Annotated in this window: 13 protein-coding genes; 2 read left to right on the forward strand and 11 right to left on the reverse strand. The window is 44.3% G+C overall.

Annotated features, from left to right (window positions below):
- Positions 1 to 24 precede the first annotated feature (24 nt).
- Positions 25 to 1,215 carry a PucR family transcriptional regulator gene (locus DXC51_RS05865; RefSeq protein ID WP_021638332.1) on the forward strand — a complete coding sequence of 397 codons (1,191 nt, stop codon included), beginning with the start codon at positions 25 to 27 and terminating at the stop codon, positions 1,213 to 1,215.
- On the opposite strand, the gene DXC51_RS05870 is transcribed toward DXC51_RS05865, so the two are convergent.
- The 5 genes from DXC51_RS05870 to DXC51_RS05895 form a co-directional block, all read right to left on the reverse strand.
- Positions 1,210 to 1,761, reverse strand: coding sequence for a sugar O-acetyltransferase (locus DXC51_RS05870; RefSeq protein ID WP_117544078.1), 552 nt, complete (start codon positions 1,759 to 1,761; stop codon positions 1,210 to 1,212). The two genes, DXC51_RS05865 and DXC51_RS05870, sit on opposite strands and share 6 nt — an antisense overlap.
- A 191-nt stretch (positions 1,762 to 1,952) precedes the next feature.
- A complete protein-coding gene (locus DXC51_RS05875) occupies positions 1,953 to 2,843 on the reverse strand; it encodes an AraC family transcriptional regulator (RefSeq protein ID WP_102287882.1) in 891 nt (296 codons plus the stop codon).
- Between the two features lie 101 nt (positions 2,844 to 2,944).
- Positions 2,945 to 3,625, reverse strand: a complete 681-nt coding sequence (locus tag DXC51_RS05880; protein WP_102287881.1) for a zinc dependent phospholipase C family protein — start codon at positions 3,623 to 3,625, stop codon at positions 2,945 to 2,947.
- A gap of 28 nt (positions 3,626 to 3,653) precedes the next feature.
- Positions 3,654 to 5,084: a serpin family protein gene (locus DXC51_RS05885; RefSeq protein ID WP_181970037.1), complete on the reverse strand. Its 1,431-nt coding sequence runs from the start codon at positions 5,082 to 5,084 to the stop codon at positions 3,654 to 3,656.
- 530 nt (positions 5,085 to 5,614) lie between these two features.
- On the reverse strand, positions 5,615 to 5,878 hold the full coding sequence (locus DXC51_RS05895; RefSeq protein ID WP_117544081.1) for an AraC family ligand binding domain-containing protein: 264 nt from the start codon (positions 5,876 to 5,878) through the stop codon (positions 5,615 to 5,617).
- A 472-nt stretch (positions 5,879 to 6,350) separates the two neighbouring features.
- Between DXC51_RS05895 and deoC the strand changes: the two genes are divergently transcribed.
- Positions 6,351 to 7,052 (forward strand): deoxyribose-phosphate aldolase, encoded by a 702-nt coding sequence (deoC, locus tag DXC51_RS05900; protein ID WP_117544082.1) that lies wholly within the window; start codon positions 6,351 to 6,353, stop codon positions 7,050 to 7,052.
- A 145-nt stretch (positions 7,053 to 7,197) separates the two neighbouring features.
- Here the strand turns inward: deoC and DXC51_RS05905 are convergent, their stop codons facing one another.
- The 6 genes from DXC51_RS05905 to DXC51_RS05930 form a co-directional block, all read right to left on the reverse strand.
- Entirely contained in the window at positions 7,198 to 7,983 is a 786-nt protein-coding gene (locus DXC51_RS05905; protein WP_117544083.1) for a DeoR/GlpR family DNA-binding transcription regulator, read from the reverse strand.
- 66 nt (positions 7,984 to 8,049) lie between these two features.
- Entirely contained in the window at positions 8,050 to 9,552 is a 1,503-nt protein-coding gene (locus DXC51_RS05910; protein WP_181970039.1) for a xylulokinase, read from the reverse strand.
- A gap of 74 nt (positions 9,553 to 9,626) precedes the next feature.
- Positions 9,627 to 10,664 carry a zinc-dependent dehydrogenase gene (locus DXC51_RS05915; protein WP_117544085.1) on the reverse strand — a complete coding sequence of 346 codons (1,038 nt, stop codon included), beginning with the start codon at positions 10,662 to 10,664 and terminating at the stop codon, positions 9,627 to 9,629.
- Entirely contained in the window at positions 10,661 to 11,683 is a 1,023-nt protein-coding gene (locus tag DXC51_RS05920) for a Gfo/Idh/MocA family oxidoreductase (RefSeq protein ID WP_117544086.1), read from the reverse strand. The genes DXC51_RS05915 and DXC51_RS05920 overlap by 4 nt, the downstream gene beginning before the upstream one ends.
- A 36-nt stretch (positions 11,684 to 11,719) precedes the next feature.
- Positions 11,720 to 14,281, reverse strand: coding sequence for a glycoside hydrolase family 2 protein (locus tag DXC51_RS30380; protein ID WP_117544087.1), 2,562 nt, complete (start codon positions 14,279 to 14,281; stop codon positions 11,720 to 11,722).
- Positions 14,282 to 14,292: 11 nt separating this feature from the next.
- Positions 14,293 to 15,717: an L-fucose/L-arabinose isomerase family protein gene (locus DXC51_RS05930; protein ID WP_117544149.1), complete on the reverse strand. Its 1,425-nt coding sequence runs from the start codon at positions 15,715 to 15,717 to the stop codon at positions 14,293 to 14,295.
- Positions 15,718 to 15,723 lie beyond the last annotated feature (6 nt).

The following is a 15,723-nucleotide window of genomic DNA, read 5'->3' on the forward strand; positions in this document are numbered from 1 at the left end:
ACATCAAAGCATGGGGGAAATTGTATGGCAATCCGGTTCTGGGAAATTTACGAAGAGACAAAAGAGAAGTATAAGCTGCGCATTTTAGCTGGAAAAAATGGGATGGACAACGTAATCGGCTGGGTGCACATGCTTGAGGATGAAACGATAATCAACCGTTTCAGCGGAGAGGAGCTGGCTGTCACCACCGGGCTGAAGGCCCGGATTGACGGCTGGCTGCTTCATCTGGTCGCTTCCATGAAAAAGGCGGAAAGCGCCGGCATCATCATCAACACGGGAATGTATCTCAAGCAGGTGCCCCGGGATGTTATCGACTGGTGCGAAGCGCACAATTTTCCCCTTCTTGAAATGCCCTGGGAAATCTCCATCACCGAGCTTACCCAGGATTACTGCATGCGCATCATGCAGCAGGTGAGGAAAGAGGAACAATACGGAATCATGTTTGAACGGCTTCTCAAGGGCAAGGATGTCCCTGATGACTTCCTGGAGGAAATCGGGATACGCTACCATCTGGACGGCACTTTCCGGCTTTTCTATATGCAGCCCCAGTATACGGCGGAGGAAAAGGTCCTGTTCCGCCAGGCCGCACTGAAGCTGGAAAACGTGTTCGGCCTGTGGCAGAACGGGACAAAAATCCGCTACCCCTATTTTCTCATGGACGTAAAGGAATACTACGTCCTGGCCGTCAATGATTTCCCGGAGGAATCCGTGGCGGAACTGACCTCACAGATCCGGACCATTTTTTCCTATTTCTTTGAAAGGAAGCAGCTTTGCCTGGGAATTGGCCCGGAATGCCACGGCATACGGAACCTGAGCCGCGCGCTGGGCCGCGCGCGTATTGCGGCCCAGATGGCTTTCCGTATGGAAAAGGATGTGGTTGACTTTGATCAGATGGGCTTTTTCGGCATCCTCTTTTCCTCCGACGATCCGGAGATTTTAAAGGACTATGCCGACAGGCTGCTTGGCCCCCTGGAGGAATATGACAGGCTTCATCATTCCGGCAGCGGCGAAACCATCGGCTATGTGGAAACCCTGCGCAGCTATATCGCAAATGACCGCAGCCTGATCGGGGTTTCCAGGGACACCTACACCCACCGCAACACGGTAAATTACCGGATCCAGAACATAAAAAGGCTTCTGGACAATGAGCTGAAAACTACTGCCGATCTTTTTCCCTATCAGGTTGCTTTTTGTATCCGGGATATGAAATTATAGCGTACGGATCACTTTGCAGGGATTTCCAACGGCCAGGCTCCTGGACGGTATGTCCTTTGTGACAACACTGCCCGCTCCGATTACGCTGTCCGCTCCGATTGTTACGCCCGGCAGTATAATGGCCCCGGTGCAAATCCAGACGTTGTCGCCAATCGTAACCGGATGTGTGTATTCCAGCCCAGCCACCCGCTGCTCTACATCCATTGCATGCTCTTCCGTTACAATGCACACATCCGGCGCGATAAATACGTTGTCGCCAATCGTAATCTTACCGCTGTCCATAAGCTTACCGTTTACATTCATGAAAAAATTTTTGCCTACCGTAGTATTGTAGCCATATGTACAAAAAAGCGGCTGCTCCACGACACAGTTTTCCCCCGCTTTGCCCAGCAGGCCGCGTATGGCTTCCTGCCGCGCCTCAAGATCCAGCGGATGCAGATTGTTGTACTCGTACAGCTTTTTTACAGTCACTGCACGATCAGCCACAAGCTCGGGGTCGCCGGGCTGATATAACAGGCCTGCATATGATTTTTCTTTTTCCGTCATTTTGCTCCTATCCGCGCTTAACCGCGCCTGTAGATTATGTTGCCTGAAGGTTGGGCGATTGAAGCATGCTTCTTCTATCCCTTCCTATTATAAATATTTGGCAGCTGCGCTTTCAGTATACTACAGATGCTTCATGAATGGCAGGGCCATTCATGGAGATGTGCTGTCCTGAACAGTTGTAATATGCTTTTCTATTTTCTGCGCACCGGAATCCACAGCTCGCAGAACAGTCCCGGTTCCCCGTTTTCATAGTAAACCTCGTAATCTGTAGCGTCTACGGCCTCATAGCCCATCTGCGGTACAAATTCCTTATAGAATTTACCCCACATTTCACTGATGCTGCTGCCGTCCTCACCGAAGCACTTGAAAACCACATAGGTCTGCGGCTCCTCTTCCCATATCTGGTAACCGGCTGCGGTCAGACTGCTTTCCTCCCAGGCACCGGTATCCTCGTCCAGAGCAATGCCGATTCCGTAACGGAAGGTTGTTTCATTTTCCTTTTTGGGGCTGCACAGGCCATAAAGATCCTTTTTCCCCTCCGGGCGCAGGCTCCTCAGGGGTTCCACCAGTTTTTTTACGTAGCATTCCGTCCAGAAATCAGGTATCTCATGATTTTCCTCATCATTGATAATTTCATTGCTGAACTCCCTGACCAGCGCAATAAATTTTTGCGACTTCATTTCTTCCATTCTGTAATCCATAACCAAACCGCCTTCCAATGTTATTTTTATAACCAGCGGATTAAACAGACGAAGCTGCGTTCCCTTTATCCTTGCCATTTTCGGCGATACTCCATGGAATCTGGTAAAGGCCTTGGAAAAGCTTTCCGGCGAATCATACCCATATTTATAGGCGGCATCAATGACCTTTTGCCCTGTGGCAAGCAGGTCCTGTCCGGCCAGCGACAGCCTGCGGTTCCGAATATATTCGTTGGCTGTCATACCCGCCATGAAGCTGAAGGTCCGGTGGAAATTATAGCCCGACATGTTAACCTGCCCGGCAACATCCTCATAATTGATTTTTTCCAGCATGTGCGCTTCCATATAATCGATCGCCTTCTGTAATAATGTTGTCCACTCCATCTGCTCTCTCCTTTGATTATGTTTATATTATAAGGAAGGCTGCTGTTTATTTCCGGGTATCGTTTGCCTGATTTTGTCCGGTTTCCGGGTCCGCCTGATTTTTAACCTGCCGTTTCCTTTTCCAGCCAGTTTTCCCGGGTAATGCGCTCCGTCAGGACACGGCGCACCTTTGCTACAAAAACCTGCATATCCCCTTCACACAGATAGGGATATTCACGATCCAGGTCTTCGTGAGGCTCTCTGTAAAAACCTGTAATATAAATTCTGCGTCTGTCAAAAGCATCCCCGGCGAACTCCTCCATAAAACAGTTCTGAAAACCAACCGCATTTTCATACTCCAGGAACGGTTGGAAATCAGGGTGGTTTCTGATAAAAAGATGGTCCAGATCGTACCAGTCCTTTTTGAAGGTCCATATGGCCTCCATCCTGTCCCTGTCGTAAAGTTCCCGGTGCTTTTCTATCGTTGGATATACCACTTCATCGCGCCACAGCTCATCCGTAAGCAGGTGCACATAGTATCCAAGGAAAAAGGATTTCGCCTTTTCTCCATAGGCAGCCCATTTTTCCCCGGTCATATATTTATTCAGGAATTTAGGGATATCAATCTCTCCGTCCGTTTTAAAATGCGAGGTATTGGTATCCGGTGTGAAAACCGACCAGTCCTCATTGGGCACGCCGCTGTCCGGAGCGATATTACCCACAATAAATTCCTGCCGTTCCAGCCTGGGAAATACTTCAAGCATCTGTTCCGCAACTCTTAAATGAACCATCCATGTTGCCATTATTTTTCTCCTCCTGTTTTTATGGTAATCATTCCGCTGCCGGGTCTTCCACGATTCCTATAAATATAGGAAGATCCGTTTCCTTATCTACAATGGCATAAAGGAAGGGACGGTCCAGAATCACATTTTCAGTCACCGTATATGCTCCCCCGGCCTCCATTTCCACTACCGTGGCCGCCCCGGCTTTTGTCCCCAGCTCGTCCACTTCAATATACGTCTTATGAAGTATGCGGCTGATGCTGATATTCCCGCCTTCACAGCTGCCGACTCCTGAAAAATCAGCAAGACCGGAATCAAAGGCCAGCGGCATTCCCATTCCTGCCAGGGTATCCGACAGCTCCAGGCTCGATTCTCCCTTAAATTTGGGAAGCGCGGTTTCCACCGCTGCCTCCGCAGGGCTGGTAAACATATTCCGCAGAGCTTCCCCATCCAACTGCCTGATATATTCCTGCAAAGTCCATCCTTCCTCCGGGAGAATCGCTGCAAAGTAGTATCCTGATGCATAGGGCCTGCAAAAACCAACGGCGTGTTCTCCCTTCAAAAATACGGATTCCATGGAATACATCATGGGAACCTCGCTTTCGCTGCCATCCTCCTTCGTGAAAGCCCCTTTCCCCACCTGACTGGATTGATAGGGTTTTTCCCATTTTGCATCGAATGCCGCAGCATTTACAAGATACATGATGGCTTCCCTGGGAATTCTGTCAAGGATGTCCTTTACCATTCCGTCCGTATTCTGTTCCACCCATTGATTCAGCGCCTTGCAGGCGGCTTCATCGAAGGGAGCGCCATAAACTGATGCCCCGGATTCCAACGCATTTCGTTTCAGGAACTCAGCATCCGGCTGAAACTGTTCATTTTCCGTGTTGATCCAGACCGAATTGGCCAGCTTCATTTCGGTGCCGTCCGCACTTGGCAGGCCTTCCGCCCAGGAAAGCAGCTGTTTTCTCCCCTGCTCCGGCTCCATTCCCGGATACATGGTCATGCCCATCTGCTCCAATGTCCCTGATCCTGCCCCAATCCGCGTCATTTCCAGCGCCTGAAGGACGGAAATGGGTGAAATCATGAGATTGCGCGTTCCATCAGCCTGCGCGGTGTCGGCAGCTTCTCCGCTGGATTCTGCCTCGATGGTTTCTGCCTCGTTGTTTTGTATCTCGTTGGTTTGTACCTCACTGTTTACGGCATCCCTGAGCAGCCCAAGAGAAAATTCACAGTAAGCCCGGGCGAAATCTTCTCCGATCTCTACGGTTTCATTTTTTTTGCTTCCGCTGCGGTATTCCTTTGTCAAATCCATGGTTGATGCAGGCAGCTGTGAGGCTTTGCCGCAGGCGGGAACTGCCGCTGCAACAAGGGACAGCAGCAAAAGGAGAACCGGCAGTCTTTGTGTTCCGGAACATTTGATATGTTTTTTCAGCAGAAATGTTTTTTTATGGTTTGCTGGAGATTTTCTTTTCATCATTCCTCCCATCTGCGCATAAATGCGCGGGTGTTTCTTGTTATGTACTCATCCGGCCGGGCTGTATTACTATGTTAAAGAAAGGCGCATTATACGATTAGCCGGAAAATCCGTCCTGAATTCTTCTCTTTTTTATTTTACCATAAACAAACTTTTTTGCATTTTTTATTGGGAATATTATATTGAAAATTAAAAGAATCATAAGTTGTGCTAAGCTTTTGCCTCCATCGACGGCAGGTGTTCCACAAACCGTCTGTACATCCTGTAAAAATGAGCCCTATTGGAAAATCCGCAGGCTTCGGACGCCTGCATGCGCTGCCTCCCTTTATCCTCTATTCTATGCCCTCCGTTCTCCCCCGCATCCCGGCTCCGGAAGTGTATATGCTTCATGCAGGTGCGCCATAATCTGCAGTAGTACCCCCTTCGGCGCCAGCTAGCCGTATTTTTCATCCAATTCCCTGATCCGGATTGTGGCTTGCATCAGGCGTTTCATATTCTCATCACCGTTTTTTCTCTGACAGGAAAACCAGAGCTTAGCTTCCCCCCGCTTTCTTCAAAAGCGGCGGTTCCAGAATCAGGTATTCATATTCCAGGCAGTCCGATTCCGTCTGCGCGCGGTGCAGCTGTCCTGCGTTAATGATAACCGCAGTGCCTTTTATCAGCTCAAATCTGAGCCCATCACAGAAAACACAGCCGACTCCGCCCGTGCCGTATAAAATCTCTATGCCTTCATGCCAGTGCAGAAAATTATCCTGGTCCGTTTTCCGCACCTCGTAATGCCGGAATATGGCCGGCAGCTTCGGCTACAGCAGACCGGCATGTTCCTCGTAATGTCCTCTGTCGTACATTCTTTTTCTCCTTTTCGTTCTGCTTATTCAGGTCTTGATCTTTTTTCTTCTGATTATTCAGGTTTTGGTCAATTTTCTTCTTTCCCTTGTGTTTTTTCAGGTCCTGGTCTTTTTATTTTCCCTCTGTTTATCCAGGCTTGGCCCTCCTGTGCGGTGTTTCTTTTTTAATAAATATTTATTCGAAATATAAAAAATAAATGCTTTTAATTCATAATGTATTCAAGATAACTCTTTTCTATATTCAGAAGCAGTTTTCCAAAGAAGATCATTAAATATCAATCTATAGAAATCGAGAATACTAACTTCTACACAATTACAGGAAAGTCAAAAAGATATATTGACATTCGCAAAACGATAATATAAAATAATAAATAATACAAAACAAAAATATTCAATAACCTTTAACAACAAAGGAGGGTTTATGAACAAGCACAATATTACAAGAGATGAATTATGTTCTATGTTTGACCACACTAATTTAAAGCCTTATGCCGACTATTCCATGTTCCAACTGCTCTGCAAAGAAGCTGCAGAAAATCATTTCGCCATGGTCGCCATCAATTCAGCTCCGGTAGCCTTATGCAAAAATCTGCTTCAGGGAAGCAACGTCCATGTAGGAGCTGCTATTTCCTTTCCTCTTGGACAAACTACTATAGAAACAAAAGTGTTTGAAACAAAGCAGGCAATTACACAAGGAGCGGATGAAATTGATTATGTAATCAATATCAGTGAATTAAAAAACAGAAATTATGACTACATCAGGAGAGAAATGGAATCCATTGTCACTGTCTGCCGCAAGCATCAGGTACTTTCAAAAGTAATTTTTGAAAATTGTTACTTGACAAAGGACGAGATAGTCACTGTTTCTAATATTGCACGGGAAATTCTGCCCGACTTCGTCAAAACAAGTACCGGTTTTGGTCCTACCGGCGCAACCTATGAAGATGTCAAACTGATGAAAGATATTGTAGGGAATACAGTTAAGGTAAAAGCAGCCGGAGGAATTCGTTCCTGGGAAACCTGTCAAGCCATGATCGAAGCCGGAGCAGAGCGCATTGGTACAAGCAGCAGTCTGAAAATCCTCAAAGAATTTGATGCTGCAAATCAATCTAGCGCTTTTTAAATTTTGATTTCATTTACGTAATTAATTAAGGTCAAGTGGACTTTTATCAGTTCTCTTGACCTTAATTAATTATAAAAAAGAAAGGATTGATGACACATACTCATCAATTCCTTCTCTCTTCCGCCCCTTTGTTTTCCATAACCTATCAGGCAAGTTCTACTTTTATTCCCTTCATTCTTGCATTCTCTACAAATACCTCATCCGCTCCGCTATCCGTAATAATTACATCGGCTTCATCCAAGTCCGCAAATTTTGCAAAAGAAACAAAATTGATTTTATCCCTGTCCGCCAAAACAATTACCTGTTTTGCATTGTTCATCAACACCCGTTTGATTGTTCCCGTTTCAAATTTAGGGGTGCTCATGCCCTTCTCACAGTGAATTCCGTTCACTGCAATAAAAGCAACATCTACATTCAGATCTTTCAACGCATTCTGGGCAAGATCTCCTATCGTATAATGAAATCCCTTCCGAAGCTGTCCTCCAGCAATAATTACACTCACATCCGTACTGTTATCCAAACATGATGCAATATTCAGATCATGCGTTACAACTGTAAGTTCCCGAAAGGGTGCAAGAAGCTTTGCTACCTCCAGACAGGTAGTTCCTGCATCTAATGCAATGGAAGCTCCCTCTTTAATATACTTAAGCGCTGCCCTGGCAATTGCTTTTTTCTGTTCTACACGGATCACTTCTTTCTCTATTGTATTTAACTCATAGTTAACACTTGACTTCTGCAGTGCGCCGCCATGTGTTCTTTCAAGCAATCCATACTCTGCAAGTTCACGAAGATCATTTCTTATAGTTGCAGAGGAAACCGAGAATCTTTCACACAATTCGTTAACCGTGGCTTTGGTATTGCGGTTTACAAAATCTACTATCATTTTCTTTCGTTCTTCAGCAAAAATACCATCGTCTCCAGTTATACCCATATCAAAAACCCTCCGTTTCCTGTCGCTTTTTATCACTGCTTTTAATTTATCATAGCAGGTAATATTTTACAATAAAAACATATTATACATCTTATTTCGAAGCACCCTGTATCGTTCTTTCAATGGCTGATAAAAAAGGAACCTCTCTTCATCCGGCCTAAACTCTTTTTTGGTCTGGATACAACGGGCGGCAATTTTATCCTCTTTCTCAAATATCCCCAGCCCCTTTCCCGCCAGAATCGCAGTTCCCCATAAGGCATTATCCTCCCGATCCACTGTTTGGAATGTTCTTCCGGTTACATCAGCCAGTATTTGTGCCCAAAGCTCTGATCTGGCCCCGCCTCCAATTAGCTTGCACGCTTTTTTCTGATATTCAGGATAATTCCGTTCAATACTGTCAATCGTAAGTGCAAGCTCAAAAGAAAAACTTTCTAAAAGTGCCCTGTAAAAATGTTCCTTTCTATGCGTCCAGTCATGACCTATCCACATACCTTTCATATCTCCATTAAATGGCATAGCGCTTCCGCCAAGAAGTCCAACTGCCATCAGGCCGTCACACCCGGGAGATACTTTCCCTGCTTTTTCATCCATGGCCTGAAAACCGCTGATATCCTCCGGATTCGTAAAATTATCGAGAAACCACTTTAAGGTAATTCCTGAACCGGGAATATACTTATGTGCAACTCTTTTACACCCATCTGCCATGATAAGCCCATCATAATTTCCTGAATTTGTATCCGGGCGGTAATCATTTACAATACAGCTGAAACCTCCATATGAAGCGGCTTCAAATATCATGTCCCCTGTTTCTGTTACTGATGCCCCTACACAGCCTGCTATTTTATCTCCTGCACCGGCTATCAAAGGTATTCCTGCAGTTAATCCAAGTATCTTTGCCATATTTTTCTCAAGGAAACCGCACACCTGTGTTGAGGTAACAATCTTTGGCAGCTTTTCTTCGACTTCCAGTTCTCTGCATATATCTGATGCCCAATTCCCCGTATTTACATCCGCCAGGCCACTCCAGGTAATCATTGAAACATCTATAACAGCTTCCTCGGGCCTTACTCCTCCCAGTCTGCCCAGACAATATCCATTCAGCATCAGATACTTGACTATTTTACCGGACTCTACAGGAAATACATTCTGAAACCATTCGATTTTTGGCGCCATTAATGGTGCATTCGTTCCTCCTATAGCTAAAAAATCGCTCCCGTACTTTTCCAGCTGCTTTCTTGCATAGGGTACATAGCGGGTATCTAAGGAACATGACCATCCTGTTACATCCTTCCATTCCCTGTCAATTCCCATAACTCCTGCCATCTGACCGGTAAAAGATATTGCTTCCACCCTGCCCAGTCCCTCAGGTACCTTTCTTACCGCTTCTGACATACAAGTCAATGCCGTTTCAAACAACGCCTCGCCTTTTTGAACAAAAATTCCTGTTTCAGGTTGTAAACTGGCAGTCTTCTTTACTTCACAAGCAATGCAGTTCCCGGATATATCATAAATTCCGGACTTAATGAAGCTTGTTCCCAAATCCACTGCCAACAAAAGTGTTTTTTCCAAGCTTGCTCCCATCTGTGCCTTCAAGTGCACGTATCAAAAAAGATTATGCGAAAACTTTTTACGGCTTAACTCATTCACATACATATTACATTTTTCAAACCATCTGCTGCACATGCATAATTAAAACCTTCCTGAATTTCCTCCAGCTTGAATCTTCTTGTAATCAGCTTGCTTACATCAAGCAACCCTGTTTCCACAAATTCAAGCGCTTCCTTAAACTGAAACAAACTTGCTCTTGTCGTGCCGGTTACAGACAGCTGTTTATAATGAATTAAATTTGTATTTAGTTCCACTTGTTTTTTTCCTTCAGGAAGACCTCCGAAAAAGCATATTCTTCCATAGTTTGCAGTCAGTTCAAGAGCCTGCTGTTGTGCAGAAGGTACAGGACACGCCGTTATTACCACATCCGCTCCCTTTTGTTCTGTTTCACGCATCACCACTTCCATCGGATTATTTTCTACAGTTATAAAAGAAGGATCAATTTTTTTACACTCATCAAGCCTTTTATTACTAATGTCGTTAATAATCACTTTTCCAGCGCCGGCCATCCTGGCCATCATTGCATGCATAACGCCGATTGGGCCTGCTCCAATCACTAAAACGGTCTCCCCAGGTTTGATATGACATTGGCTGCTTCCATTATGTACGCATGATAGCGCTTCGGTAATAGCAGCCTCTTCAAATGTTATTTGCCCTTTTATTTCCACAATATTTCCTGCCCGGACTGCTGAAGCCGGTATTCTTACATATTCTGCAAAACCACCGTTAAGGTTAATACCAAGAGCTCGGTAATTTGAACACATATGGCTGTTTCCACGTATGCAATCATCACATATACCACAGCCCATATTGGGCGCAACCGCAACCCTCATTCCCTGCCTGTAATATGGTACGTTTTCTCCAACCTTTTCTATGATTCCTGCCAATTCATGACCGATAATCAGGGGATTTTCTTCAGAAATACCCGGAACCCCGTTTTTATACATCCTGACATCCGTCCCGCAGATCGCAGCGCTTTTTACACGTACAAGCACTTCATCGTTACTAATCTCAGGTGTCGGAATTTCCATAACCTTAATTTTTTCCTGCCCATATAAAACCGCTGCTTTCATAAAGTTACCATCCTTTTTTCCATAATGGATATATTACCGGCATTAACTACTCTGACAGCCATTTTTCCATCCATACCCGTAACAAATGGTTCTGTATCCTGCACAATGCAATCAATAAAAGCTCTGTCTTCTTTTAAATAAGCATCTTTAAAAAGATTTCTCCAGCTCTCAACAAGCGGATAGTTCCCTTTTTGTGTTGCTGAGGAACACAGTAATACATCTTTTCCTCTTACGCTCCCGATACTAATACAGCCCTTTGTTCCCAGTACTTCAACTTTTGCGTCATATGCATATCCCACGCCCTGGGCCCCATCCAAAATTCCCTGCATACCATTAGCAAAGGATGCTGCCAGAACAACATTATCATAAAAATCCGGAAATTCCGTTCTGGCATCCGGGCACCTGTAATTCCCCCCCACTGCATAAAGTGTTTGAAATTCACTTCCGGTAAACCATCTCATTGTATCAATATCATGACTGTTTACTTCTGCCAGCGGTCCGTTGCTTTTTTTGATATCATACATCCATGGCTTTGGTATACTTGGCCCTCTTGTATTAGAGCGCACCATTACCACATCGCCAATCTCCCCGCAGTCTACCATTTCCTTTGCCTGTCTGAAGCTCTCATCAAACCTTCTCATAAAACCAATCTGAAGCTTTACTTTATTTTCCTGACATACACGGATCATTTCATCACATTCATTTTCTGTCATAGCCATTGGCTTTTCACACAGAATATGTTTTCCGGATGCTGCTATTGCCTTTACCGTCTCCATATGATATTTTGTAGGGGACACCACAATAAAAGCATCTATTCGCTCATCAGATAAAGCTTCATTACAACTGGTATAATAATTTTCAGCACCCAGCTTTTCTGCCGCTGCTTTTGCCGCAGTTCTGTCCGTATCGACAATTGCCGCCAATATCGTCTGCGGTACATGCTTCGCAAAATTTACAGCATGAATCATCCCTGCTCTTCCAGCTCCAACAACACATACAGCAATTTTTCCATGTATCATTTAATTGCCCTGCCTTTCTTTTTCATTCGTGTTAACTCAGCTGTTTCCCCTAAAATTGAATGCCCTGACACGAATACCCGTTGTTTTATTCAGCTTAATTATTCTGCTTTCGCCTGCATCCAGCCACAGCATATTGTCCTCCACCCAAAACTTTTCTGCTTCTGCGGGACATTCAATCATTATCCCCACCGCAGGAAATTCCCCACAATTACAAATATTTATTGTTTCATTTTCAACTTTCCATTCCAGTTTTGTATCAGGCAGTTGTAAAAGACAGCCCTGTTTTTTGTGAAAATTCAGCCAATAAAATGTACCATCATTTAATACTTCATTTATAAATAATTTTACAGATATCAAAACCAGTCCATCTGCCGCTCTCGTTTCTTTCTCCAAAACAAATTCGCCGAGCTGTTTTACCTGTTCTTTTTTCGAAAGGACTGAATACTTTTGTTTTTTAATTATTTCAAGCCTGTCATTATAAGCACAAATTTCTGCTCTGATATTTTTTCCTTGAGCGGTCTGGGCATCATCAAGTAAATAAACCGGTGCTTTCCAATCTTCTGCAATTCTTATGCTATCGAATAATAAACATGCATGGAGCGGCTCATAGCTATCCGCTAATATATAATATGATAATTTGGGAACTCCGTAATAATCAATTGTGGACCACGAGCAGGCCGGATACACATCTGTCAGTTTGTAGTAACAGACACCTGCTGCATGAGGGAAACGACACCGATATGCTTCCAGTGTATGGCGAACACCTGTAGCCTGGGCCATTTGGGTCGCCCATATAAAATGTTCCAGATTATCCAGCCTGCTGAATAAGACAGCGCTGTTCTCCATATGGGCCATGTCATCCGGATCCAGTTGATTAAATCTTGGAGTATGATGACCAAATGAACCAAATCTTTCCGGAGGCCAGATATTTTTTTCCTCTTCAGGCAGGTATCTCATTACACTTTCAAAATTGGGAGAAGACGCCATTCCAAATTCCCCCAGAAATACCGATTTCAACCCAAGACTGTAATCCAGATCTCCCATATCCCAATACGTAGTATAATCATGGAGTGAACCTCCCCAAGGCTCGGTTCTGTGAAATGGACGGCTTCCATCCAGTTCATAAGCAAGACGTCCCATCATTTCCATAGCCTCTCCATCTGCCTCTTTGGATTCATTTCCCCCGCACCACATAACAAGAGATGGATGATTCCTAAGCCGAAGCATATGGCATCTTACTGTTTCTTCCAATTCAGAAATGGGCTGTTCCTTCTGACTGTCCCAACAGGTTGGCCATTCCTGAATAACCATAATTCCCAGCTTATCGCATAACCTGTAAAATGTATCATTTTCCGGCATTCCACCTCCCCACGCCCGAAGAAGCTGTATATTTGCGCAAGCCGCCAGCAAAAGGAAACGTTCATAACGCTCTTCAGGAAAACGCAGCAATACATCCGTTGTGCACCAATTCGATCCTTTTATGAAAACAGGTCTCTCATTAATTATAAACATCCATTTATACTGTTCCCATTCCTGACCGCAGGCCCCCTCCATCCTTATTGTCCGTAATGCGAATGTAGTATCAAAAGTCTGTTCTGTCCCCGCCTGCGGTTGTAAGGATAATTGCAGACGGTATAGATTCTGACTGCCGATATTCAGCGGCCACCACAGTTGGGGATCCGGAATGTTTACAGTCAGATTCAGTTCCACTTCCCTGCCCGCTTTTGAGGAAACATACTGAAATGACCAGCTATCCCCCACAAAATTCTCCGGCAATATGTTCCCCCTTATTTTTTCATTGCCCACAGCGTCATGAAGACGGATACAGATATGTATTCTCCCTTTTTCCGCGTTTTCCGTCATTATAAAAGGACTTTCCGCCCAAACTCCCCTTTTCCTTTTCTTCAGCACTACAGACTTCCAGATCCCTCTGGATGGTATGCAGGCATAATGCCAACCGTATACGCAATTGATTACCGTCCCCTTTTTCCAGCCATCATCGTTATCCATATATGGTGACATAGGATTCTGTTCTTCCGGCGCATTGGCGATTCGAACTACAAGTTCATTTTCTTTTCTGATGATTGTTGACACATCAAATGAGAATTCGGAAAACATTCCTCTGTGCTCTCCCAGATATATCCCATTCATCCAGAAATCTGCCTGATAACATACTCCATAAAAAAATAACTCATCAAAAGTTTCATCCTCTTTTAATGAAAAAGACTTTTTAAACCACCATTCTTTATAACTTTTTTCTCTGGCTGTTGTATCATTTTTCCCAATGAGAGGATCAGGGATTTTTCCTGCATTCATGAGGGCCGTATGAACACTGCACGGTATATTTGCATCAATGCTGTCTTTCCATATTTTCTTACAATTCGTGCGTTCCTCTTTTTCTCCGCCTTCCGCCATCTGCCATAAGCCATCTAAAGAATACTCCTCATTTTTCATTAAAAACGCCCACTTGCCCGCTTTCAATGCTACCGGATATTCTTCGTTTTCAAATGGAGCCTTCTCCGGTGCCCATTCTTTTTTTTCTTTTTCGTCCAACCACATCGTAGCTGATAAAGAACAACATTTTTTCTCTGCCCCCATGTTGTCCTCCCTTATTGCAGAATTCTTACAGGAATATCCAAAATTTCCGCCGCCATTTCCAGTTCCCTGACCCAGTCTCCATATACTCCATGAATATGATTACAAGGGAAATTACTGATAAATGTGTCCGCATCCGTTTCCAAACGGGCAAACGCAACAGGCCATGCCGGAGTTGTCATACTACCCAGCCTAAGTGCCTTTTCTCTGGAAAACTCAATAAATTCTGCCGGTACTATTGTCAAATAATAATTTCCGTTTTTCCTTGCTAATCTGGCTAATGTAACCTTGCCCCCTTTAGCAAAATGCTGCACGCTTGCGCCCCCCGCCGGATAATAATGTGTCTCTGGATAGAACGTAACATTTTTAAGGTTTTCATCTGGATTGTTCATATCTTTACCGGCAAAATATGTTGCATGGGTTCCGGAATTTGAGAAAAACCACACATCGTTATCTTTATCATAGTGCCTTACATCCGCAAATAATACAGGAGAACCTGTAAGCAGTTTAAATATCTGCATTGTCAGTGCCCCATCCATATCGGATTCTGTTGCAGCAACAATAGGTTCATGCGGTCCATCCCAATCATATGGATCATTCAAAAATGCTTCCGCAATATCCATTGTGGCATACCTGTCAGTCAGATCCCCATGTGCTTTAATCCCTATAAAGTCCAATTTTCTTTCCTTTATTATTTTTTGCAATCCATAATAGGAACGGATCTGGAGCTTTAATTTTTCAGGGGTCAGACCCTGGCCGTCATATTTTATCTCTCCTACCTTATCTGTAAGCCATGCAAAGGCCTGTTCCACTTTTCCCTCTTCTGTCTCTTCGCCGGCACGTATAATGTCATCCTGCTCTATGTTTTCCACATCAATTCCAAATTGCTTCTGCCATTGCTCTACATTGGCAACAGCGGTATACATTCCTAACGGCCTGCCTCCAAAATTTCCAAATGTCGATCCTTTCAATCTGCTCACTGCGGCAGCTGCCTTTAAAAAAGAAGTCATTTTTGCGAAAACCTTATCATCCTTAACCGTTCCCCATAACCTGCTGTATTTAACTCCCAGCTGATCCAAAGTCCCGGCTGCTGCCATCATGCCAACCATACCGCATTCAGAAGGATGCAGATTACTGAAAAGCAGATAAGGTCCGGGGGCAAAATTCTGTGCAACGGCTGTAAACTGCGGATAACACCAAATAACATAATTAAAAATAGTAGCTTCTACCCCTTCACGCTGCAGACGCATAGCTTCTGTTTTTGCCTCTTCATTGGTATGAATTGGCACACTTCCCTGAATTACTTCATATTCGCCTGTACGTTCCAATCTTTGTGCTATTTCACTTTGATACTGCATATTTAATTCTTTGTATTCATCATGAAGATAGTATCTTCCATCAGACATTGTCAGAATTCCAACTTTTATCTTTGTTTTCATATATAC

Source organism: Eisenbergiella massiliensis, from assembly GCF_003435485.1.